Annotated in this window: 17 protein-coding genes; 10 read left to right on the top strand and 7 right to left on the bottom strand. The window is 54.7% G+C overall.

Annotated elements, in window-relative coordinates; translation table 11 throughout:
* The first annotated feature begins 53 nt into the window (after positions 1 to 53).
* The 7 genes from BQ7114_RS06095 (at position 54) to BQ7114_RS06065 (ending at position 8,148) form a co-directional block, all read left to right on the top strand.
* Positions 54 to 1,712: a SulP family inorganic anion transporter gene (locus BQ7114_RS06095; protein WP_072343285.1), complete on the top strand. Its 1,659-nt coding sequence runs from the start codon at positions 54 to 56 to the stop codon at positions 1,710 to 1,712.
* Between the two features lie 149 nt (positions 1,713 to 1,861).
* Positions 1,862 to 3,187 carry a transaldolase family protein gene (locus tag BQ7114_RS06090; protein WP_072343283.1) on the top strand — a complete coding sequence of 442 codons (1,326 nt, stop codon included), beginning with the start codon at positions 1,862 to 1,864 and terminating at the stop codon, positions 3,185 to 3,187.
* Between the two features lie 178 nt (positions 3,188 to 3,365).
* Positions 3,366 to 4,115 carry a GntR family transcriptional regulator gene (locus BQ7114_RS06085; RefSeq protein ID WP_072343281.1) on the top strand — a complete coding sequence of 250 codons (750 nt, stop codon included), beginning with the start codon at positions 3,366 to 3,368 and terminating at the stop codon, positions 4,113 to 4,115.
* Between the two features lie 109 nt (positions 4,116 to 4,224).
* Positions 4,225 to 4,920, top strand: coding sequence for a deoxyribose-phosphate aldolase (deoC, locus tag BQ7114_RS06080; protein WP_072343273.1), 696 nt, complete (start codon positions 4,225 to 4,227; stop codon positions 4,918 to 4,920).
* A 2-nt stretch (positions 4,921 to 4,922) separates the two neighbouring features.
* The gene (locus BQ7114_RS06075) at positions 4,923 to 6,443 is read left to right on the top strand and encodes a xylulokinase (RefSeq protein WP_070618517.1); all 1,521 of its coding nucleotides are present in this window, start codon (positions 4,923 to 4,925) and stop codon (positions 6,441 to 6,443) included.
* A 41-nt stretch (positions 6,444 to 6,484) separates the two neighbouring features.
* Complete coding sequence (locus tag BQ7114_RS06070) at positions 6,485 to 7,372, top strand: class II fructose-bisphosphate aldolase (protein ID WP_072343270.1); 888 nt, start codon at positions 6,485 to 6,487, stop codon at positions 7,370 to 7,372.
* A complete protein-coding gene (locus BQ7114_RS06065) occupies positions 7,372 to 8,148 on the top strand; it encodes an HAD-IA family hydrolase (protein WP_070618512.1) in 777 nt (258 codons plus the stop codon). The genes BQ7114_RS06070 and BQ7114_RS06065 overlap by 1 nt, the downstream gene beginning before the upstream one ends.
* Positions 8,149 to 8,217: 69 nt before the next feature.
* Here BQ7114_RS06065 and BQ7114_RS06060 read toward each other — a convergent pair whose 3' ends face one another.
* The 5 genes from BQ7114_RS06060 to BQ7114_RS06040 are packed head-to-tail and all read right to left on the bottom strand — an operon-like array spanning position 8,218 to position 14,945.
* Complete coding sequence (locus BQ7114_RS06060) at positions 8,218 to 10,596, bottom strand: glycoside hydrolase family 3 N-terminal domain-containing protein (protein WP_072343267.1); 2,379 nt, start codon at positions 10,594 to 10,596, stop codon at positions 8,218 to 8,220.
* Positions 10,597 to 10,614: 18 nt separating this feature from the next.
* Positions 10,615 to 11,631, bottom strand: a complete 1,017-nt coding sequence (locus BQ7114_RS06055) for a LacI family DNA-binding transcriptional regulator (protein ID WP_072343264.1) — start codon at positions 11,629 to 11,631, stop codon at positions 10,615 to 10,617.
* A gap of 5 nt (positions 11,632 to 11,636) precedes the next feature.
* Positions 11,637 to 12,566, bottom strand: a complete 930-nt coding sequence (locus tag BQ7114_RS06050; RefSeq protein WP_072343261.1) for a carbohydrate ABC transporter permease — start codon at positions 12,564 to 12,566, stop codon at positions 11,637 to 11,639.
* A complete protein-coding gene (locus tag BQ7114_RS06045; RefSeq protein WP_083431837.1) occupies positions 12,563 to 13,594 on the bottom strand; it encodes a carbohydrate ABC transporter permease in 1,032 nt (343 codons plus the stop codon). Before BQ7114_RS06045 ends, BQ7114_RS06050 begins: the two co-directional genes overlap by 4 nt.
* Positions 13,595 to 13,652: 58 nt before the next feature.
* Positions 13,653 to 14,945 carry an ABC transporter substrate-binding protein gene (locus tag BQ7114_RS06040; RefSeq protein ID WP_072343258.1) on the bottom strand — a complete coding sequence of 431 codons (1,293 nt, stop codon included), beginning with the start codon at positions 14,943 to 14,945 and terminating at the stop codon, positions 13,653 to 13,655.
* A gap of 562 nt (positions 14,946 to 15,507) precedes the next feature.
* On the opposite strand from BQ7114_RS06040, the gene BQ7114_RS06035 reads away from it, so the two are divergent.
* Complete coding sequence (locus BQ7114_RS06035; protein WP_230205983.1) at positions 15,508 to 19,356, top strand: prealbumin-like fold domain-containing protein; 3,849 nt, start codon at positions 15,508 to 15,510, stop codon at positions 19,354 to 19,356.
* A 121-nt stretch (positions 19,357 to 19,477) separates the two neighbouring features.
* On the opposite strand, the gene BQ7114_RS06030 is transcribed toward BQ7114_RS06035, so the two are convergent.
* Positions 19,478 to 19,909: a cupin domain-containing protein gene (locus tag BQ7114_RS06030; protein WP_070665143.1), complete on the bottom strand. Its 432-nt coding sequence runs from the start codon at positions 19,907 to 19,909 to the stop codon at positions 19,478 to 19,480.
* Between the two features lie 126 nt (positions 19,910 to 20,035).
* On the opposite strand from BQ7114_RS06030, the gene dcd reads away from it, so the two are divergent.
* Together dcd and BQ7114_RS06020 are read left to right on the top strand one after the other, a co-directional pair.
* Positions 20,036 to 20,647, top strand: a complete 612-nt coding sequence (gene dcd, locus BQ7114_RS06025; protein WP_072343252.1) for a dCTP deaminase — start codon at positions 20,036 to 20,038, stop codon at positions 20,645 to 20,647.
* Positions 20,644 to 21,876: a hypothetical protein gene (locus BQ7114_RS06020; protein WP_072343249.1), complete on the top strand. Its 1,233-nt coding sequence runs from the start codon at positions 20,644 to 20,646 to the stop codon at positions 21,874 to 21,876. The genes dcd and BQ7114_RS06020 overlap by 4 nt, the downstream gene beginning before the upstream one ends.
* Before the next feature lie 34 nt (positions 21,877 to 21,910).
* Here BQ7114_RS06020 and BQ7114_RS06015 read toward each other — a convergent pair whose 3' ends face one another.
* On the bottom strand, positions 21,911 to 24,241 hold the full coding sequence (locus BQ7114_RS06015) for a (Fe-S)-binding protein (protein WP_072343247.1): 2,331 nt from the start codon (positions 24,239 to 24,241) through the stop codon (positions 21,911 to 21,913).
* Positions 24,242 to 24,271 lie beyond the last annotated feature (30 nt).

Here is a 24,271-nt window from a genome sequence, read left to right as displayed (position 1 = left end):
GCCGTTTAGATTTCCTGGTTTTTTGCGCGTGTTGATGAAAATTCTTGGCTTGAATGGGTTGGGATAAATACGTGCGGTTGTCTTCTTCGATAGCTGATCACTTGAAGTTCTTGTTACCGTCCGCAGATGATTATCGCGAGGCGAATTGGCGCCGCGATCTGGTTGCGGGCGTGACGGTGGGTATTGTTGCACTGCCGTTGGCGTTGGCATTTGGGGTTTCGTCTGGAGTGGGCGCAGCCGCCGGTTTGGTAACGGCAATAGTTGCGGGCCTGATTGCAGCGGTTTTTGGCGGCTCACACGTGCAGGTGTCGGGGCCAACGGGCGCGATGGTTGTGATCCTGGCGCCAATAGTTGCACAGCATGGGGCAAGTTCGATCATGTTGCTGTCGGTGATGGCGGGCCTGCTGGTGTTTGCGTTTGGATTGTTGGGCCTGGGCAAGGCTATCTCCCTGATCCCTTGGTCCGTGGTGGAGGGTTTCACGCTGGGAATCACCACGTTGATCGCGCTTCAGCAGGTGCCGATGGCGATGGGGGTAGAAATCCCGGCGGGCATGAATTCGCTGCATGGCGCTTTCTTGGCCGTGCAGGCAGCGGACTGGGCGGTTTCTGCATTCACTCTGGGCATTGTCCTAGTTACTGTGTTGGTGATTGTGGGAACCTCGCGCATATCAACAACGTTCCCGGCCTCACTCGTCGCAGTGGTCGTGGTGTCACTGGCGGCATTCTTTGGCAATCTTGCGGTGCCAACTATCGGCCAGCTCCCCAGTTCCCTTCCGGCGCCAAGCCTTCCATCTGTTGATTTTTCATTGATGAGGCAGTTGCTGCCTGCCGCGTTCGCGGTGGCAATGCTGGCGGCAATCGAGTCGCTACTGTCGGCACGTGTTGCGGCTGGAATGCCGGGGCAGGGTTCTTATCAGCCGGACCGGGAGCTGGTGGGCCAGGGGCTGGCGTCAATCGGCTCGGGTATTTTTGGAGGAATGCCGGCAACGGGCGCGATTGCGCGTACGGCAGTGAATGTGAAGTCGGGAGCTACCAGCCGAGTGTCCGCAATCGTGCATGCGATAATCCTGGGCGCGGTGGTGTACCTCGCGGCTGGCCTCGTGAGCCATATTCCGCTCGCGGCCCTAGCCGGAGTCCTGTTCGTAACCGCATTCCGCATGGTCTCTACGTCAAGTGTGCGCAAGATTTTGGGCTCAACGCGCGGCGATGGCCTCGTGTTCTGGATTACTGCACTGATCACGGTCGTGTTCGACTTGGTTGTTGCAATCGGTTTGGGCGTTGCGATCGCCGTGTTGTGGGCGGTCTACCACCTGTCCCGCCTGTCGGGCGTAGTGGAGTTGCCGCTACCGGGCGAACGCCAGCAAACCGATGACAAGATCGCGTACTTCCGTTTGGACGGCTCAATGTTCTTTGGCGCGGCAGAGCGCATCGTCACTGAGCTTTCCGACGTTCACCGCTCCACCGGAGTGGTGATCTTGTCAATGTCGCACGTGGGGATTTTGGACGCGTCGGGCGCAAAACAACTTGCGGACGTGTTCGTGGAGCTCAATGAACGCGGCATCACAACGATGATCAAGGGCCTGCGCCCCGAGCATCTGAAGGCCGCGCAAAGCGTGGGCATAATCGATGCGCTAAGCTCGCCCACCTACCTGTTCGATTCCATCGAAGAGGCCGCCGCTTCTGCACGCAGATTGGTAGCCGAGGGGTTGTGAGGCTGCAATTTCAATGCGCGAATGTAGTCTTTTGACCAGCCGCCCCATGTTCTGAGGGTTCGCGTACGGAGGCAAATTTAAGATGAGGTAGACACGCTCGGCTGTACCGGTATAGTCTGGTATAGTCGATATGGAACGAAGGAGTTTCGATGCGTGATTTTACTTTAGGAGCGAACGTCTCCGTGACGGTAGAAGACCTTGGTCTTAAGGCAAACAGGGATCAGGAGGAATATATCCAGCGGATCTTGGATACGCCCCTTGATCTAGATACTTTTGCTTGGTTGTCAAAGCGGGCTCAGAGTCTTGAAGTGGGCGAAGAGCTGCGAAAGGTAGTTGACTACTTCCGAGATGCGCAGGGCGGGACGCCTGCCGGTTTTAGGCGCGAGTTGCACCTAAAGAAGGAAGGCGTTCTCGAAGTTGATCTAGTTCGCGATATTTCCAAGGACAAGGACGGGAAAGAGCGGCCCACAAAGGTGCTGTACTCGGCGGACTCGGCCAACCCGTACGAGGTTGCCCCGGTTGCCCCCCTGCTTGCAAACCTGACCTGTAACCCCGGAATTATTTATGACCTGTTCTTAAATAACCCAAAGGCTAACGTGGGTAACAAGTACAAGGATCGCGACGAGGTCATGACTTCTATCGGCGACATTCTCGGACCTGGCTCCGATATTTCGGTAGAGTTAAACAATCCTTTTGAGCAGGATTTCTCGAAAATTCTTGAAGAAGTTAAGCGCTTCGAAGAAATTTTGTCTCCTTGGCGTCTCGTGGTGAAGGTTCCTCACACGGGACCGGTTAATCACGAAAACTACAAGGAGCTGCTCGAGGGCGACGGACGTCTGGGACTGGGCTTTGATAAGGGGTCCACGGCCGATGCACTACGTGGACATGAGCTTGCGCTACGCCTTCATGAGGAAGGGTATAGGGTTAACTTCACCCTGATGTTTGAACCGTTCCAGACGCAAATGGCGCTGCAGGCAAGGCCGTACTTCATTAATTCATTTATTCGCCACCGGAAGATGCAGACTGAGCGAATGATCGGCTTGCTCAAGGCTTACGAGCTAAGTCATGATTCGTATTTCCTGACGCAGCTCAGAGATTACATGGTTGCAAATGACTACATTGGCGCAAACGACAATCCGGATGATCTTGCGCTAATTAATATGGCGCAAACCTTCCTCACATACCGGGGCGTCGATGTTGATACCGCTAGCTTCGATGGCCTAGACGGTGTTCGCCACAATCTACGAGCTCTTCGTAACTCGAACCTGGATGACACCAGGCTGATCATTTGTTCGATGGAGGGCCCAATGAACTACCCGGACATTGATCGATTGTTGATGGAGGATGAGTTCCGCGACATGGCCGATAGGGTCGTCGTCACCGCTGAGCCGCAGTATCTGGCTCGGTTTACCTCAACAAATCAGGTTGTTAGTTATCAGCGACGCTTTATGAAGGCCGCTTCCGGGCAGTCTTAAAGATTGCTGCTGGAGGGAGGGAGGTTTTCTCCCTCCCTCCGGTAATTGTGGGATTGGTCGCGCAAGGTTGTTGGAGCGCATGTGGCTGGCCTTGTGCTAGTAGGGTTGTGTCAGGCATTGGCTTTGTGGGCGCGTGCTGTACGCATGCCTGCTGATTAGGTTTGTGAGGGTGCGTCGTATGCAGTACGAGCTCGATAGGGATTCGATTACGCCTCTGTATGTTCAGATTGGCGACATCATTCGAGATGGGTTGTCGAGAGGTGTGTGGAAGCCTGGAGAGAGGATTCCGTCAGAATCTGAATTGCAGGAGAGTTTCAACGTATCCCGAATGACAGTACGTGGAGTGGTCTCCTCTTTGGTGGATGAGGGGTTGTTGCAGAGGGTTCCTGGTAAGGGGACGTTTGTTGCGCAGGCCAAGATAACTGCAAGTTCACCGATGTATAGAGGGATTCGCGAGCAGTTGGAGCGGATGGGGTATAAAACCCAGACTGAGCTCCTAAAATTCGAAAAGGTTCTGCCGCCTCGGTTTGCTCAAGATGCATTGGAAGTTGCTGCCGATGAGAGCGTTTTTGAAATCGTGCGCCTTCGAAAGATTGAAGATCAGCCGGTAAGCCTCCACAGGTCTTGGATTCCGGCTAAATTTGCCCCCTCATTGCTTGAGTGCGATGTGGTGGATGAACAGCTATGTACGGTGCTCGGTGATGAGTTTGGACTTAGGGCAACCGAAACTCACGAGACTTTAGAGGCTGTTGCGGCGTCTGAAGTGGAAGGTGAGATTCTCGAGTGTGGAGAAGGCGTGCCTCTGCTACTTCTCGAAGATACGCTGTACGACGAGCGAGGCCGAGCGTTTGAGTATACAAAGCTCTTGCTGCACGGTGGCCACATGAAGGTGCGCTTCAATTTCTCGGGAGAAATCAAGGCTTTCTAATCGCTTTTTAGCTGATCTTTCTGGAACCCTTGCCCACACTCGTACGTACAGGTATAGTCAGGTATAGCACCTCCTTTCGGTGCGTTTTTGGACTTCAAGGGAGAAGATCATGGAGCTAACAGTTCCCCAATACGCGAAACATTTTGACATGGCTTTGCATCTGCAAAGTTCCACCGAAGATGACATTAGGAAGCATGCGCAAACCGCCAGGGACACGGGAGTGGCAGCATGTTACACGAACTCATTCTGGACTCCCGTGGTCGCGGATGTTTTAAAGGGTAGCGATGTGCGAGTTGGCACCGCTATTTCCTTCCCGTATGGCTGTACGTCAACCGCAATGAAGTTTGCGGAAATTGAGGAAGGCCTTGAGCTAGGCGCTACGGCTGTTGACATGGTGGTGAACATCGGAGCAGTTCATGACGGCAATTACTCATTGGTCGAAAAAGAACTCGTTGGTCTTGTGGATCGCTGTAAAGACAAGGCAATTACAAAGCTTATTTTTGAAGTTGGGTTCCTTACCGATGAACAGATCGCCGATCTAACTAAGTTGTGCTGCGAAGTTGGCATTGACTATGTGAAGACGGCTACTGGTTCCGAGGCTTTCCCCTCCGAGCATCAGATTCGGATCATGAAGGAGAACCTCTCTGGAGACAAGACAAAACTGAAGGTTTCGGGCGTTCCGAGAACCTTCACCATGCCGGCCACACTATGGATGATTGAAAAGCTCGGCGTCTCGTTGATCGGTACGCGTAGCGCCGCACGCCTCGTTAAAGAATACGAGGAATACCTCAAGAGGGGGTACTAGAAGTGGCCGAAACGTATCTTGTTGGAATAGATGCAGGAACAACGGGATGTAAGACCGTTGTATTCGATCTTGACGGCAATGCCTTGGGCTCTGACTATCGGGAGTACCCCTCTCGATTCCCGAAAGAGGGGTGGGTAGAGCAAACATACGACGACATTATTCCGCCACTTGTAGATTCCTGTCGTGTTGCGATCAAAAAATCGGGAGTCAAACGTGAGCGCATCGCTGCAGTGGCATTCTCCTCGCAAGCCCCCCTTCTGACGATGCTTGACGAAGAAGGCTTCTTGATGAGGGACTTCGTGTCCTGGCAAGATCTACGCGGAGCGCCGTACATTAAGGAGTTGCGCGAGGCCTATGGAAGCGAAAAGTACTACCAGGAGACTGGTGACCCGCTGAACACGAACTCTGCTGCGCCTAAATGGGCTTGGCTGAGGGATAACGAGCCGGAGAACTTTGAGCGCGCCCGCTGGCTTCTATCAGAGCAAGAGTACTTGCTCAAAATTTGGGGTGCTGAGGATTACTGGACGGACCTGTCATCCGCATCGCGCGAAGGCATGCTGGATGTGAATGAGGCTGAGTGGTCAAAGCCTATTCACGATTTGGTGGGAATTCCCCTAGAGAAGCGTGCGAAGCTGTCCAAGGTTCCAGGACAAGTCGTAGGCACTGTTACCGGTGACATTGCGCTTAGGGCAGGATTGCCCGACGGGGTAGCCCTGTGTGTAGGCGGGCACGACCAAAACTGCTGTACTTTCGGAGCTGGTGCCATCAAGGGCGGGGACACCGCCATGGTTATGGGAACGTTTGGTTCTTGTTACGTGGTGATGGACAAGCCAATGCGCGATCCAAAGCGCAAACTCATTGTGAAGCCCAACCACGGTATGCCGAACTGGACTATTGAAGCGTTCTCTAACACGTCTGCCTCGGCATTCCGCTGGTACAGGGATACCTTCTGTCAGCTTGAGACCGCTTCTGGTCAGGTTGTTGGGATCGATCCGTATGACCTGTTGACTCGTGAGGCGTCGCGCTCGCCTATCGGCGCGTCCGGCGTTACGTTCCTCCCGTACCTTGCGGGTGCGGCAGGTGCTCGTCAGAACTCTGATGCTCGCGCCAACCTATTTGGTATGTCGCTTTCGACGAATAAGAACGACATTGCGCGCGCGGTCCTAGAGGGAATATGTTTCGAGATGAGAGACATCCTGAACGCGCAGGAAGCTGCTGGAGTCGAAGTGGGCACTATTCGCCTGGTCGGTGGTGCTGCAAACTCAGAATTCTGGAGCCAGATGCTTGCAGACTCGTTGGGGCATCCGATCGAGATTCTGAGTTCGAATCAAGCTGGTTGCCTCGGTGCTGCTATGTACGCCGGCGTGGGTGTGGGCGCATATGAGGATTGCGAGGATGCTGCGAAACGTGCTGTTAAGGTTTCGGCGCGCTATGAGCCGAACCCTGATGTTGCCGCTGAATACGATAAGGCATTCGAAAAATTTGTTGAATGCTACGACTCCCTGGACGGCAATCTGTTTTAGGAGGAGCCTCGTTTGAGAGGCGTCAAACAAGGAGGTTTGTTGTGAAGTTTTCATCACTGCTCGAGGTGTGTAACTCGGCGCGCGAAGGCGGATACGCAGTTCCTGCTATTAACGTGGTTGATGAGAATTCTCTCCGCGCTGTCGTTGACGCGGCGCAAGAGTGTAAATCGGCGGTTATTCTGCAATTGTCGGTAAAGACAGTTCGGCAGTGGGGCTTGCAACAGGCAACGAGCGCAGCTGAAAATGCTTCTGCTGGAGTATCGGTTCCAGTGGTTTTGCATCTAGATCATTGTCCGAATATTGACCTTTGCAAAGAGGTAATTGATGCCGGATGGTCGTCGGTGTTGATGGATGTCTCTGCTCTTCCCGATGAGCAAGTGGAACCGGTTTTGAGTGAAATCTGTTCTTATGCTCACGAACGTGGCGCAACGGTAGAGATTGAAGTCGAGAACATCCTAGGTGTCGAGGACGGTGTGGGCACTGATGAGGTGCTCCGCTCATGCACAGTCGATGAACTAGTTGATATTGCAAAACGCACTGGAGCCGATCTGCTCGCTCCGCAGTTGGGTACGGCTCACGGGCTGTATAAGTCCGATCCGGTACTCCAGCCTGAGCGCGCGGGAGAATTTGCAGCTCGTACTGATATTCCGATCGTTTTGCACGGGGGCACTGGGCTTAGTGACGCAGATTTCGCCACGTTTATTGAGGCCGGTGTTTCTAAGATCAACATTTCAACAGATTTGAAGGTTGCTTACATTGAGGCAGTTCAGAGGTTTGTAACCGAGAATTTTGATCCTAGTTGTGGGTCGATCGGCATCGATAGTTGGAAATCTAAGGAACCTTTGGCCTTGATTCAGGCGCAACACGATGCGGTTAGAGACATGGCTAAACGGTATATGAGGATCTTTCAATCTAAAGGACGTGCGTGATGGCTACGCTTAAAGGAATTTTGTTTGACTGCGACGGTGTTCTAGCCGAGACAGAACGCGATGGACACCGGGTTGCGTTTAACAACACGTTTGAGAAATTCGGGCTTCCATTTAGGTGGCAGCCTGAAGAATACGCTGAGTATGTGAAAATCGGGGGTGGAAAGAACCGCATTCGCAACTATCTGGATCAGCGAGATTGGGATTTCCCTGACCTGCCGGAGTCTGAAGCTGAGCGACAGGACTATGTAAATTCTTTGCATAAGTCCAAGTCCGAGTCGTTTATCGAAATAGTAGATTCTGGGAAGCTGCCTGCCCGCCCAGGTGTTAGGCGTCTGATTCAAGAAGCACTTGAGAACGATCTTACGGTGGCTGTGGTGTCGTCTTCGGCTGTGGCATCCGTAGAGAAGGTTCTGCTACACGTTGTAGGCGAAGAGATGGCTGCAAAAATTCGGGTGTTCGGCGGTGAGCATGTCACGAATTCTAAGCCTGATCCTGAGTTGTACTTGTACGCACTTGGCGAGTTGGGACTCAACCCAGAAGACGTGGTGGTTGTCGAAGACACGAGGATCGGTTGTCTTGCCGGCACTCGAGCGGGTTGCAAGGTGCTTATCACACCATCGCACTACTCTCATAACGAGGATTTCGAAGGTGCAACCGCGATTGTGTCCTGCTTGGGAAGTAAGGAGGAGCCCGCAAAACTTCTTAAGGGTTCTCCCGAAATTCTCGATGAGCAACTTGTTACCGTGGGGACTCTACGCAAAATGCTTGAACGCTAGTGTTTACGTGTTGACGTAACACGTATAAACGTTGTGCCGGCCTTACTTCCGGGGCCGGCACAACGTTTTCTATTTTGCGCTCAGGGTTGCGTATCGCATTTTGAGGAAGTCGAGCACTCGCACCGCGCTACGTTCGGCCTCACCGCGCGTCAAGGTGCCGGCCTCCAAGCATTCGAATACGGAGTCTTCCCGAGTGGTGCCTTGGTGCACGTCGCCCCCGGGCATCAGCACGTCCACGCCCGCGCGCACGCGGTATGCCGAATCGTACACGCCCGCAAAGTTCGGGTCCGGAGCCATCCGCATCCACCAGTCCGTCATCACCGCACCGCGGTAACCCCACTCACCAAAAAGCACGGTCTGCACCAGGTCGTAGTGGTAGTGGCCCCACACCCCATTTATCTTGTTGTAGGATGTCATGATGAAATGCGGGCCGGCGTCCTTCACCACCATTTCAAAACCACGCAAATAGATTTCGCGTAGCGCGCGTTCGGACAGGCGCGAATCATTGTAAATGCGGTTCGTTTCTTGGTTGTTGACCGCAAAATGCTTCGGACATGCGCTGCGTCCCCGGCTTTGAACACCCCGTACAATCGCGGCACCAAAGCGGCCCGTGATCAGTGGGTCTTCCGAATAGTATTCAAAGTTTCGCCCGCACAGCGGATCGCGGTGAATGTTCATACCTGGGCTCAAAATGATGTCGGAGCCCAGCCGAGCCATTTCTTCCCCATGCAAAGCCGCCATTTGCTCAATCAGCTGCGGATCCCAAGTGGAGGCCAGTGCCGTCCCGCATGGAAGAAGCGTGGCGGCCGCATTCAAACGTAGCCCGGACGGACCGTCCGTGGTGATTGCGGGAGGAACCCCCTTAGCGCGCAAAGCCTGCGTCACTCCGCCTAAAGCCCCCGCGTTGCCCGGCGCTCCCAGCGGCGAGTTCATGGTCACGTCACCGTAAGTCAGATCAGCGAGGTCGCGATTAGACAGCGACGCCGCAAAATCAGCGGTAGAAACGCGCCCGGCCAAGACGTCTTCGAAACGCGCATTTTCGGCGCTCGCGGGATTGCCAGAGGACTTCGGCAAGCACTGCGTGACGCGCCCGGCTAAATCAACCTCACTCATCGGAACGGGCTCCAGCTTCACAGCATCCGCGCCCGCCTCGCGAACGTAGCGGTCAAACGCAACGACGGGAGCTGCGGCCTGCTCCAACCGCTCCAAAACTTTGTGGTCGAACTGAACCTTTCCGATCTCGCGCGCCTCACGCACATCATCTCCGAGGAAGAGGGCGTAGCTGCCTTCCTCTAAAACCCAACAGTGGCTGGTGTCCCGGCCCGCCCGGTCATCGTAAACCGCGAGGTTTCGCAGCGTTGCGGTAATTGTGAATTGCGCGCTTTCGCCGGCAGCGAGGTCGGGGGAGCGCCAAAATCCTACGAGTTCCCGCTCGGGCGCCCCGTTCAGCCGGCCCGGTTTGCGCACGTATAGTTGCGCCACCGCGGAGGACTTCGCGGATCCAGTGTTCGTAACAGTTGCGGATACGCTCACGCCCTCGGCGCAAATCTGGATGGTCTGGTCGGAATACTCATGCGTTGAATACCCCAAGCCGAAACCAAACGGGTACTGCACTTTTTCTTTGGCAAAAGTTTCGAAATAACGGTAGCCAACGTAAATGTCCTCAACGTAGGTGTTCGCATCTAGGTCGCCAAAGTGTTCGTGGCTGGGGTAGTCCTCGTAGCGGTATGCGATCGTGTCGGTTAGACGTCCGCCCGGCTCCAGCTCGCCAACCAAGATTTTCGCGATTGCGCGGGCTCCTTCTTGCCCGCCCGCCCACGCGAGCAGCAGGCCGTCAACGTCAAGCTCTTCCGCCCACGCCAGGTCCATGACGTTACCGGTCACGACGATGGCAACGGTGCGAGCGAACGCCTTGTTCACCCGCTCTAGCAGGGATAGCTCGTCATTAGTGAGGTAGTAGGAGCCCTCCTGCAGCAAAGAGTCGCGGTCCTCACCGGCTGCGCGTCCAATAACCACCAGGGCAGTGCCACAACGGGATGCCGCGGCCTCAATGTCCGCATCCGACATAGGCATCTCGTCAAACGAGAGCGGCCACTTCCCCCACCCTTCGCCCGGATCCACGGGGTTTGCCGCGCACCACTCCTCATATTTGGTAGCGAGGTCGGCATCCATGGCAACCCCGAGTTCGCGCAGTGAGTCAATCAGATTTGTAACGTAGGGTGGGTTCACATCGCCGCCCGAGCCGTAGCCCACCGCAATCCAGTCGCGTGCCACGCGCCCAAAAACTGCCAGCGTATTGCCCTCTTCTAAGGGCAAAACCCCATTGTTTCGCAGAAGCGTGGCTCCTTTGGCCGCTGCTATTCCAGCAAGTTCGGCGAGTTTCGGATTAAGTCCTGCTCCATCGCCCGATGCCTTGGTAGAGGTTTGCGAGAGCATTTCGTTCGTCATGATCTGCCTTTCAAAGCCTTAATTTTGGCTGTTTCGGAAGGTATGAGTGGTGCGGCGCGGGATCAAGGCTACCGGCAACACCACGGGGTTTCCGTCCCATGTTCTGCTTAGTTGCGCCTCAAGAAGATTTGTTGCCTCTCGCGCGAGTTGTTCCGTAGGGTTCGTAATAGAAGTGAGGTTCAGTTGCTCTGCAAGCGGTGAATTATCGAAGGCGATTATTGGCAGGGAGAACGTTGTTTTGGTCTCTTTTAGTGCGTCTAGGACACCGCTTGCCATCAGATCAGAGCCAACAAATATTCCATCAATTTCTCCCGCGACGATGGCAGGCAAAAGTTTCTGTCCGGCATCGTAGCCAGAGCGGTAGGTGAAGTCTCCCTCGTGGACCACGGCCTGCAGGTTGTTATCGGCCAGACGATCTGTGAATCCAGCTAGGCGATCCTTGCCTGCGATCATGTTTAGCGGGCCTGAGATCGTCGCTGGGTGCTTGCACCCGCTCTCAATCAGCGCATTCGCTGCTTCCTCGCCACCATGGTAGTTATCGGAGTCCACCCAATAACGCGCGTCTTGTTCCAGACGACCAATGAAAACGGTTGGCACAAACGTGTTACGAAGACGGTCAATTTCGCCACTCTGCTGGTGATGTGATAGCACGATCGCTCCGTCCACAGCACCGCTGGTTAGGAACGCTTCTGTGCGTCTAGACTCTTCCGGGGTGGAGAAGAATACGAGAACGGGTTGAGAATCCCTTCGGTCTAGTTCCCTGGAGATTGCTTGAATGGTACGGCCAAAAAAGCTGTCAGAAAAAACGCGACTGTCGGGCTCGGGGATGACGATAGCGATCACTCCTGCCCGCTTGGTGACGAGGGTGCGTGCTGCCGAGTTTGGGTGGTATCCAAGCTCGGCAATAGCTTTGCGTACTGCCTTCATCTTCTTCGGGCTCACATTTTGTTCTCCGCGAACAACTCGTGACGCGGTTGCCCTAGATACTCGGGCGCGTGCCGCAACGTCCTCCAGCGTTACCCGTTCGGCATTCATCGCATTTACCCCTTTACCGCTCCTTGCATGATTCCGCTAACCAACTGACGTCCTGCGAAGAAGAATAAGAGTAGAAGCGGGACGGTTGCAATGACAACCCCGGTCATGATTAGGGAGTAATCCTTGAAATATGAAGCTTGGAGCAATTGTAGCGCCACCGGCAGGGTTGGTTTAGAGGCTCCAAGCACGATGAATGGCCAGAAGAAGTTTGTCCATGAGCCAACGAATGTGAATAGGCCGAGCATCGATGCTGCCGGGCGTGCGGTTGGTAATGCAACGGACCAGAACACGCGGAATAGTGAGGCGCCGTCCACGCGTGCAGATTCCACCAGCTCGTATGGCAGGGCGTCACGAATGTACTGAGTCATCCAGAACACGCCGAATGCAGAGACCATTGCCGGAATAATCACGGCTTTCAGCTCGTCTGTCCAACCGAGTTTGGCCATCACCATGAACAGTGGAATGACGCCCAGCTGCGCTGGAATCGCCATAGTTGCGATCACGAATGTAAGCAGACCTTCACGGCCTCGGAAACGAAGTTTTGAAAACGCGAATCCGGCGAGGGTAGAAAAGAACACGACGCTAAGCGAAGTGATCACGGCAACCAGGATCGAGTTTGTGAGTGCACCTATCAGGTCTAGACCGGAATCGCGCACCCGTTGAATGTTTTCGAAAAATTGTCCTTGTGGTATCAGAGAAGGAATCGGGTTTTGCGCAATGTGGACAGCGTTTGAGGATGCCAGTAAGAATGCGTAATAAAGCGGCGCAGCGGAAAGCACGATTAGGATAACGAGAAACGCATAGTTGAACGTACCTGGCTGGCGCGACGATCCAATAGCCGTACTGGTCCTCTTCTTACGTTTCCGGGCTGCTGCCTTGGCCACACCTGGCCCCGCGGTTTGTTTGAGCGTTGCGATTGAAACTTCGTTGCTCATTCGAATGCTCCTTTTTCGGTGAGGACGGTTGTGGCTGCTTGCGCACTCGCGTTGGAATGCCCCGAACCCTTGAGATGGTGACGGGTTTTTGCAGTGGGCATGGCGCTAGAGGCGATCTGTTTGGTCAGATAGAACGAGATGAGGGCGAAGATGAGGATGATGATGAACAGGATGATTGCAACGGCTGAACCCTTACCGAGGCTCTTCTGATCGCCCCACGCCAGGTTGTACAGGTACATGGTTAGGGTCAGCCATTGATTGTCGCTGCCTCCCGTGCCAATCTGGTCGTACATGCGCGGCTCATCGAAGATCTGGAGGCCGCCAATGGTGGAGTTAATAATCACGAAGATTAGTGTGGCGCGAAGCTGGGGGATAGTAACTGAGAAGAACTGGCGCGCTCTACCTGCTCCGTCAACCGTTGCCGCCTCGTAAAGATCGTTTGGCACGGCCTGCATGGCCGCCAAAAGAATCAGGGAGTTATAGCCGGTCCAGCGAAAGTTCACCATGGAGGCGATTGCAATGTGCGCCCAAAAGGCATCTGAATGCCATCCAACGCCAGTAAGTCCAATGTTTTCAAGGATAACGTTGATCATGCCTGACTGGTCAGCAAACAGTTTGGAGAAAATGATTGAAACGGCAACTGGAGCAACCACATATGGCAAGAGAACACCCATGCGCCAAAAGGTTTTAGCGCGAAGGTTGGCGTCCAGCATGTATGCGATGAGGATCGCAATGATGATTTGGGGGACGGACGAGAGCAGGAATATGGAGAAGGTGTTGCGCAACGCGATCCAGAAGGTGGGGTGCTGCAAGACTAGTGAGAAGTTTTCCATTCCGACAAAGCTCTGCTGGCCTCCAATCAGATGCCAGTTGTGGAGTGAAACCCAGGCAGTGTAGATGAGCGGGAATAGACCGGTGATTGCGAAAATGATGAAGAAAGGCGCAATGAATACGTAAGGCGTGGCGCCAAGTCCGTTCTTACGCCGATTTTTGAGGCCGGTAGGTGTAGGCCTAGAGGTGATCGACAATGCGGTGCCTTTCTGTGAGTGTGTGGTGGGAGGTTTGCCCTCCCACCACACGTGTTCGCTAGTTGATTCCGAGCTGATCGAACTCGGCTAGGGCCTTCTCCCAGGAGGACTGTGGTGTGTCCGTGCTATCTACGTCAACGCGGGTGAGGGCGTCGGTGACGATAGTGGTTACTGGGAAGAAGTGCGTGCTCTTGTACGGAGAGACGGTGATGCGTTTGGACATCTCGGAGAAGATCTCACCAACGGGGGCGTTGTTGAAGAACTCGCTCTTGTATTCGAGAAGGTCTGGGTTATCTAGAGCATCGGTCTGCGAGGGGAAGTTGCCCTTGGTCTTGAATGCCTCAATCTGCTGTTCGGGGGCAGTGAGCCAATCTGCTAGGGCCTTAGCTTCTTCCTGGTGCTTGCCTTGTGTGGGGACCGTGAGGTAGGAACCGCCCCAGTTGCCACCGCCGCCGGGGTATACGGGGGCTACGTCCCAGCCTTCGACACCGGCAGCGTTGCCTTCAACAACACCGAGCATCCAGGGCGGGCAGAGCATTGTTGCAAACCCGTCGTTTTGGAACGCATTGGTCCAGTCTTCGCTCCATTGCGAAAAGCCTGCAGAGAGGCCGTTATCTGTTTGCGTGGCAAGTTCGTCGTAGATCTTCTTAATCGGCTGATTGTCTGCTAGGGGAATGACGGAGCCGTCGGAGTTCTCAAACGGGTTTTCGATCTGGTTGAGCATGCCTTGGTAAGTAGCGGCTGCGCCGTCATACCAGGGGATACCGGTCTTGTCGACAAATTGTTTGCCAACTTCGAAGTACTTATCCCACCCTCCTTCGAGTAGGCTGGCTACTTCGTTGCGATCGGTTGGTAGGTTCGCTTTTGCGAAGAGGTCTGCGCGGTAGCACAGTGCTTGCGGACCGGCGTCGGTGCCGTATCCGATGAGCTTACCGTCTTCGGTAGTCACAGGGGCCGTCTTGTAGTCAGGCCAACGGTCCTTGACGTTATCGGAAGACAGGTCAACGAACTGGTCTGGATACTGCATGAGTTCGGGGATCCAGTCGATTTCTACGGCCTCAATGTCCGATAATCCCGAGCCTGCCGCGAGACGCGTGTTCATGTTGTCGCGCGCTTCATTCGAGGTCGCTGCCTTTTTCTCAACAATTTTGATGTTCGGGTGTTCTTCCATGTATTGCTTGTAGAGGTTCTCCAGCCCGAATTCGTTGAAGGTCGCAACGGTGAGGGTGATTTCGCCTCCCTCTTCTCCAGAATCGCCACTGCCGGCGTTGCTACCGCCACCGCAGGCCGAGAGGGCGAGGGCTGAGACAGCAGCAATACTGAGGAGCTTAAGCGTTGTTTTTTGAGTCATGTGTACTCCTTCATCGAGAACTCCAGTGTTCCTGATCTGTGAGAACGCTCTCTCGGCTATGGTGCTTGGTGAGAGCGCTCTCAAGCGGGTAGTGACTAGTGTCTCATTTGATGCAGAATTAATCCATTAGAAAGCGAGAAAGTGACGAGGATCACACCTTCTCGTTTGCGTTAATTGGCTGAACTCTTGTTGGCGCCTTTGGCGTGCGGGGTTGTAGTTCCGAAGAAGAACCTACAGCGTTCTTGAAAATAAGGGGTGGAGGGATTTCAGAGAAGATGGTGAGCTACCAACGCCTCTGCGGGTGGGGCGCCGACATCAATCCGCGCCAGCTAATGGAGCCCGTTGAGTTACGGTGTTAATGCGACAGGTAATCGGCGGTCCCACAAAGTGAGTCATTTGGGACCATCGTCGCGCATTTCGCCCCGCGTTGAGGAATTGAGGAATAAGCTTTACAAAGGTGCGTATTCTGACGCCAGAACACTATTGGCGGTGTGGAGGAGACATGTTGTTACGCCGATCCAGAATCTTGTTGAGTTTTGTCGTTATGTCTATATTGCTGGGGTTGTCGGGGCTTATTTTCCCGGGCACCTCGATGGCGAATGCGGCAGACGGAAACGATAAGACCGATGCTGTTACGGTCACCAGCAGAGTTGTTACGCAAGGGGGCAAGGAGCTAGGTGACACCATTGATCCTGAGAAACCTTTTGAAATTCAGATGGATTTCAAATTCTCCGTTATAGATGACAAGCTGATCGGCACCCCGGTCGCGAACGGACTTACCGAAGACGCCCAAATTAATGATGGAGACTATGCCGTCTTCAATCTGGGTAAGAATTTTAAGCCGGAAGATGCCTCCGGAACCAAAGTTCCCGTGTATGTGAATGCGCCGGGTGAAGCGGATAATGGAAAACAAATTGGTACGATCACCCTCACCCAGGGTAGTGACCGGAGCGTCACGGCTAGGATGGATTTCCATAGCCCTGACGGAAGCTTCAATTACGAAGCGGACGGCCCTAGAGAAGTGGCTGTCACCTTTACTGGAGAGTTTTCAGCTGCCGCTGGTGAAGGAAGCGAACCTGGCTCGCAGCAGGGCGTCGTGAAAGTATTCGACAAGGAATACAAGCTTCCGAAAGTTGAAGAGGAGATAAAGTACGACTTCACTAAGTCGGGTAAAATCACTGATCCGGCCAGACGAGATGAAATCCTCTGGACGGTTAAGGTAAGCAAGAAGTCGAACACGGGCAAAAACCTCGCTGGCGAGAAGTTCACAGACGATCTAACGAAGGTCGGCGAGTACGTCAAGGATTCGTTCAAAGTAAATGACACCCCAGTTGATGGTGCCTACAAAGCAGAAACGAAATCTCTTGCCTACGAGTTTCCTGCCGACTTTGATAAAACCGAAGCGACTATAACGTTTGCCACTAAGATCGCAGACCCTAAGACTCCTGAAGTCAAGAACGTGGCTAACCTTGCATACTCTCACGAGGATTCCAAGACAGCCGAAGCAAAGGTTCCGGTCTACAAAAAGCCGCGAATCGCTAAGAGCTTGTCGGGAATTGAAGTAGAAAAAGACAGCACTGAAAAGGCTATGATCTGGACGATTGTGGCAGGAACACCGCACTTTAACTATGGGTCAGCCTGGATTGGTGACATTCTCCGGACAGAGTTCGAGGGCCAAAAAGCTCCTAAACGTCAAGAGCTAACGATTGAGCACAGCGTTTCGGGTAAAGACGGCACATGGCAGCCTGTGGCTAAGGAGAACATCGAAACCTTGAGCGCGGACGCCGCCAAGAACTTCCCGGATTTTCCTGCTGACGAGAATGCGCCCTGCCCTGACACGTCAGCGTATACAAAGGAAGTGTACGATCTCGGTCTTGGCTGGCATGCAGGAACCCGAGAAGCTGACCCAAAGTCAAAGTATAAAGAGCTACAAAACCATTGGATATTCCTTAAGGAACTTAATGGACAGTACCGGTTTACGGTAAAACTCATTTTTGATAAGGATGATGAGGTCGGAAAGCTCCAAAACGACGCTGAGATTCGGACTTGTGGCGACAATGTCTTGCCGGTAACACCACCGGTTTACGACGGTGTTGCAACTATCACCAAACGAGCGGTGAAGGCTTACGATCCGAAGTTCTTGAACCAGGGAAATATCCCCTGGAGTATTACGACCGACTTCTCCAGGGTTTTCCCGTCCGAACATCGCTACGTCTACGAGCTGTTCTACTACGGATCAGAAGATGAATACAAGAGCGAAAAAGGGCTGAACGTAAAAGATGCCTTGCCGGAGGGAACTCTAGAGTCACTTATAAACGGCAAGAATAGTGAAGGCGAAGGCTTCGTTAACTTTAACCAGAGCTACCTGAAGGATTCTCTCAAGCCCGCGAACGAGGAGGATAAGCTCACGGCAAAGACTTTCCCGCTCTTTAACGAAGGTGGGAAACAGATAGGTGAACTGGTTCAAATCAGTGGTTTCACCGCCGTTAAGTCTTACCAGTTCCAGCTCCAAACCCACGTGCAGAATTTGCTGGACCTAACAGATAAATCCGGTGGTTCTTACTCCTCGCGATATAAGAACACCGCCGTTTTGGTAACCGGAGCCGGCGAGTCCTTGAAGACGGTGCCAGCCGCCGCAAAATACGATTTGGAAGGCAGGCTGCTAGATAAGTACGCGATTGAGTACGATACGGATCTAGACAGCATGAGTAGCGTTTCCAAGAACGGTTGGGAGAGCGGCTACCGTAGCTGGGTAACCAACATTCCATTGGTTGATAAACAAAAGACGTTTAACTACAAAGACCGGACCGCACTGTTCCGGATCGATGTCAACCCGACGGGGCTCAAGCTATCTGAGTACGCAAAGTCACTAGGTACGCCGAACCTCACGGATTTGAAGAACTTGTCGGTCACGGACGTGTTGCCTGAAGGATTCTCGCTCGCGCCACTAACTGAGGGTGGGGCAGATTACTTCGCCATTTACGAGGCAGAGCCGGTTAGTCCCCAGTTCATTGACCACGGTGGGATTGTAATACCGGGTAGCACCGCATTTGTCACCTTCATGCCTCCAGGCAAGGCTTTGAAGCGCGTCAGCGCGGACGAAGCAAAAGTGAAGTTCGATAAAGATAAACTCACTTGGAACTTCTCTGAATATGAAGGCAAGCCTTATTTCATTGTCATCAAGACAAAAATGAGTGAGGATGTCTTTAGTGACCTCGTTAAGAACGCGGCACAAGCCAAGTTTGAGACGTACACGAACAAGGTTTCTCTCAAGGCTGGTGACAAGGACCTTGCTGATACGGGTGCCAAGTTGGAAATCAAACCTTACTTGCTAACCAAGGAAGATCCGAAAGAAAACGACTCTCAACTAGATTGGACGTTTACATACAAGCCATTCGATCAAGAGTTTAAGGATGTCATAATCGAGGACGAACTCGATGAAAATATCACTATTTCGCTTGACGAAGAGGGACAGCCAAAACTTGATGCTTTCACGGTCAGTAGGTCTAATGATCTGCAGCCAACGGGTGATTACAAGGACTTCTCGCCAGTCACACTGGTAAAGGGAGATCCTAAAGACGGTGAGGTTGGAATCTCATACGATGCTGCTACGCATAAGATCCGCTTCAAGTTGCCGAACACCCCGGATAACGTCAAGCCGTTCGCATACAAGGTTCAATACCCAACCAGTTTGCGCATCATAAACCCGGACGCAGAAAAAATTGTGAACAAGGTGAAAGCCTTCGCAAGTAATGTCCAGCCCGGTGCAAGCGGGGAAGGTAGTATAGACGCGCAAAAATACTCCGCCTTTGCCCGTTTGAAAGGTATGCCATACGTTGCCTTGAAGAAGGTAAATAACGAAGGCAAACCGCTTTCTGGTGCTGTGTTCAGTTACCAGGATGCTGACGGCAAGGATGTGATCACGGTTAGTGACAGTGCCGGCATGCTATATGTAATGAATCTGCCAGAAGACAAGGTTACGATTACAGAGCTGAAAGCTCCCGAAGGATTCGTGAAGCTTTCAAAACCTATCGTTGTCGAGATCGCAGAGAAACCCTACACCGTTAAATCTGGTCTAACCGAGGTGACGGGTGATGGCTCCTTCAAGAACCCATTCGAAGTGCCTAATGGGGAAGAACCCGAGGAGCCGAGTGAGCCGTCGCAGCCGAGTGAGCCGTCGGAGCCAACCACTCCGAGTGAGCCTAGCGAACCGACGGAACCGACCGAGCCGAGTGAGCCAACTGAGCCAAGCGAGTCGAACTCGACTTCGCCTAGCTCGCCCTCGCAAACCACTGGCAAACCAGCAACTGGACTGTCTAAGACGGGCGTTTCAGATGCTACGTTGCCGCTCGGCATTGCCGCGCTGGTACTGCTAGCAGCGGGAATCGTGGTGGTGCGCAGAACGCACTAACACCGGTCAAATAGTGGGTGCGATGGGCAAATGCCCATCGCACCCACTATTTGTTTAGCTCACGTGCCCGCTAAAGCCCCTCGCCGCTTCGGCTAGTACCAGCCCCGGCAGGCGCCTCGGCTCAGTGCTCGTGCGGATCTGCCTCCGCATCTGCCTGCGTCTTGTGCACCGTGCCGGGCAAATGATCTGCTGGGCCGTAAATGGTGTACAGCTTCAACGGCTCCTCGCCAATGTTTGTCACGTTGTGCCAAGCCCCGGCTGGAACAAAAATCGCGAAGTCGTCCTCAACTTCCTTTACGAAGTTCAGATCATCCTTGGACGGGCCCATCTCGCAGCGTCCCTTACCCTGCTCAATACGCAGGAACTGGTCCGTGTCCTCGTGAACCTCAAGACCAATGTCGCCACCAACCGGAATTTCCATCACGGTTAGCTGAATGTGCTCACCCGTCCACATGGTTGTGCGGAAATTCGTGTTATCAAGCGTTTCCTTCTCAATATCAATCACGTAAGGCTTCTTGCCCTGATCGTCAAACTGGCCAGCGTACTCAGTCATCGTCTATCCTTTCTTTCAATTCAAACTGTAACGAAATACACACCACTCATGTTAGTTCCGCCCTGCAAAATATGCAGAAGATCTAAGCGGTACCACGTGGCCTCGTTTTCATGGGAAAATGAAGCCATGCTGCTAAGTGATCGTGACATTCGAGCCCACATTGACGCCGGCAAAATCGCCCTCGATCCGTGGGACCCAAACATGGTGCAACCAGCCTCCATCGACGTTCGGCTGGACCGCTACTTTAGGCTGTTCAACAACCACAAGTACCCGGTAATCGATCCGGCCGCAGACCAATCGGAGCTCACCAGCCTCGTGGACGTAGGTAACGAGCCCTTTGTGCTCCACCCCGGCGAATTCGTCCTCGGCGCAACCTACGAGCAGGTCACGCTTGCCGATGACATTGCCGCGCGCCTCGAAGGTAAATCATCACTTGGCCGGCTGGGTCTGCTAACGCACTCCACAGCAGGATTCATCGACCCCGGCTTCACCGGGCACGTCACCCTGGAACTATCCAACACCGCAACCATGCCGATCCTCCTCTACCCGGGTATGAAAGTCGGACAACTCTGCTTCTTCCAACTGTCCTCGCCGGCCGAAGCCCCATACGGCAAGGGTGCGCGCGGATCGCGCTACCAAGGCCAGCGCGGCCCCACCGCCTCCCGGTCGCATCGAAACTTCGAACGCGTAGAGATCGCGCAAAGCCCTCACATTGAAGGGGACGTGCAGGTTCTATGAGCAAGTCTGAGCGCGTCCCCATCGCCGAGCGACTCGCGCAACTAAACCAATCCAACACGGTTCCGCGCGAAACCACACCCACGTCGGCGGATTCCCTTGCCACGCAGGCAATGCCAGACCTAGCCACCCAAGTGAACGCCACGCGGGCGCGCGCCCTCACTGTTACAGCAGCTGGCGAGCTCAACGCCGTCGAACATGGCGCATCCGTGGACATGCCTGTCATCAAGTTCGAGGACGCCAAAATCCTGAGCACCAAAGACGCGGAAGGCAAACACCTGCTGGTCACTGGGGACGACGTGGACCCACGCGAGCTTGAAGCTCTAGCTGTTTCCATTTCCGAGGACGCCGGCTGGCTTTCGCCCGGCCTGCTCCGCCTCACCCAAGGCGCCACTCTGTCAGGCCCCTGGCGCATCACTAAAGCAGAACGCGCACTGCTTAACACACCCGCCCGCATGGAGCAAGCGTGGATTGTAGACGTGCCCGCTGTTCGCACCAGCGCCGCCCCGGACTTCCTCATGCGCACCGACCCGCTCGCGCGCGCCTTCCCAGACGGTATGCCGGCGGGTAAAGAGTTCGAAGTTCTCGCCGGCCTTATCCGCATTGCCAGGCGTCTTGCCGGAGCTGTGAACGCCGCTCCCTCGCGGATCAACATAGAACCTGACGCGGACAGCGCAGTGGACATGATGGTCTACGCGCCCAGGTGGGTGGATGAGGAAGACCTCACCGCGTTGCTACGCCCTTATCTGCCCGACATTGTGAACGGGTTGGAAGAAGCGAAGCTAACGCCCATCGACTCAGCGCAGCGCGTGCAAACGCGGGAAGAAATCGCGAAAAAGATCAACATTCCCGAAGACGAGTTGGTGCGCATAGCTGAAATCGCGCAGGAAGCTGACAGGAAAGCTGCGGCCGAGGGGTTTGTTGTGCGCGGTTACTCGCTGATCGCATCCGTGGGGAACACCTCGCGAGTGCACATTACCGTTGCTCCCGCGGATTTCACGCCCTCCGTTCTGCGCTTCGAGCAGTGGCCGCAGGGCAGCGCCATCGAGTACGGGGTCCGCTGGATCATGCCCGAGGTTTACCGGGATAAACTTATGCGGCCCGGCCGCGCGCTACGCTTTGAACGCAACCGCGTCAAAGACCAGATTGAGCTGATCGCCAGCCTTATCGCAAGGTCTACTGCCGGATACATGCTGGACGAAGACCAGTTCTTGATCTCCGACCCAGAGTAGGGGCGTTCACGAATAGGGGCGCTCGCGGGCGAGGCTACTTGGCCGCCTCTTCGGTTTCGCCCCTGCGCACGGCATCTAGCATCAGTACGGCAACGTCCTTGATCTCAATGCCCTGCTGCGCGCCTGCGGGAGTGGGCGTGGAGCCCAGCATTTGTGAGCAGAACGGGCATGCCGTTGCAATAACCTCTGCGCCCGTCTGCCCGGCCTCGTCCACGCGCGCCTGCGAGATACGCACGCCCCGGGTTTCTTCCATCCATGCCCTGGCGCCGCCCGCACCGCAACACATTGCGCGCTCGCCCGAACGCGGCATTTCCACCATCTCAAGAGCGGGATCAGAACTGAGAAGAGTGCGCGGTGCCTCGTAAATCTGGTTGTGGCGACCCAAGAAGCATGGATCGTGATAGGTGATTTTGCGGCTTTCTTCGCCCGGCTTTGGCGGCACGGGAGTGAGGGCGCCTTCGCGAACCAGGCGGTTCAACAGTTGCGTGTGGTGTACAACTTCGAATGTGCCGCCAAGTTCGGGGTATTCGTTAGCGATCGTGTTAAAGCAGTGCGCGCAAGAGACCACGATTTTTTTCACGTTCGATTCGTTCAGCGTCTCGATAGCCTGCTGCGCGAGCATTTGGAACAACAGCTCGTTGCCGGCCCTGCGCGCCGGATCGCCTGTACATGTTTCCGCATTACCCAGCACCGCGAACTTCACGCCCGCAACGTGTAGTAGCTCTGCGATTGCGCGCGTTGTTTTCTTCGCTTGATCATCGTAGGCGCCCGCGCAACCAACCCAAAATACCCAGTCAACTTCGCTGGCATCCTCCACGTCCTCGCCTATGACGGGCACGTCAAACTCTAGGTCTTTAGCCCATTCCAGGCGCTTGCGCGGCGCTTGGTTGTACGGGTTGGCCTTAGTCTCTAGCGAGCGGAACGGGCGCGCTAGTTCGCGCGGGAAGGCGGACTCCATCAGCACTTGGTGGCGGCGCATTCCCAGGATCGTGTCCAGGTGCTCAATGTCGACGGGGCACTGGTCTACGCACGCGCCGCACATCGTGCAGTCCCACAGCGCGTCCTCACAAACTACGTCGCCAACCAGCGGGCCGGCTTCCATTGAAACGCCGGTTTCGCCGGTGTTTCCAGACGCGATTAGGGCTTGTAAAACGTCTGGGGTGTGCGCGGTGTTAGGAACATTTGAATCGACGAGGACGTTGCCTTCCTCATCTTTGGTGTAGGCCTTGTCTCCGAGGGCTTCCATCTGCTCGACGGCGGCCACGTGGTCGCGCAGGGACACGGTGAGTAATTTCGGGGATAGGGGCTTGCCGGTGTTCCACGCGGGGCAAAGTTCTTGGCAGCGGCCGCACTCGGTGCAGGTCATGAAGTCCAGGCGTTGTTTCCACGTTAGATCCGCCAAAGTGCCGGTGCCAAGCGTCGCGTCATCATCTAGCTCATCAAGCTGTTCCTCGCTCAGAAGCGGAGCCCCCTCCACAATGAGTGGCGAAGCCGCACCCAGGGTTTTGGAACCGTCGGCGTTGCGGCGAGCGTAGATATTTATTAAGGCCAGGAAGCGGTGCCATGCCACACCCATGCTGGTCTGCACACCAATCACGGTCATCCACGCCATTGAGACTACGACTTTAAGGAAGGACAGCACGGCTATCGAGTTAAGCAGGGCAGTGTTGGACAATCCAGCCAGGATGTTGCCGAGCCATGCGGTGGTGGGGTAGTGCAAGGCCGTAGCGTAGGCGGGGCCCAGGATTAGTTGGCCGCCCTCGTCGGTTACTTCGTTGATTGCTGCCGCGTAGTCGAGGGCGCGTAGGCCAATAACTGCTAGCACTACGGTTAGCACTACGAACTCAACGAAGTATGCCTGCCAGCGTGTGGATCCAAGGAACCTAGATGCTAGTGAGGCGGCTTGGCCGGTGCGGGTTTCGCCTTCTGCTTCTCGGTCACGGCCAGAGCCGGATGCAAGGCGCAAGGTGATAAGGCCGATGATGCCAATGAGGCTGGTCCATGCGAACAGTTCAACGATCCATTCCCACAGGGGGAAATGGTCGATTGCTCCCAGAGAGAATGAGGGGACACGAAGTTTACCCATGCCGGTGGCAAGAGTGAGCGCCAGGATAGGGAAGGAGAGCATAACGAACCAGTGCGCTATGCGAACCCCAGGCCGGTCACGGAATTCGCGGTGGCTCAGAATGGTTTTGATGGTCATCCACAGGCGCGGGCCAATTGGGCGGAGCCGGCCGGGTGCGCTCTGACCGGTGGCGACGCGCTGGTACATGACTATGACGGCGCGAACGAAGGTCAAGATTGCGACGATGGTTGCGATGATGGCGATCGCAAAAAGGGTTACGCGCAAGATTTCAGGGGTCATGACCTTCGCTCCTTAACGGTTTAGGGCATG

The sequence above is a fragment of the Actinomyces urinae genome, assembly GCF_900119695.1.
Lineage (GTDB): Bacteria > Actinomycetota > Actinomycetes > Actinomycetales > Actinomycetaceae > Gleimia > Gleimia urinae.
This window is presented reverse-complemented; position numbering and strand designations above follow the sequence as displayed.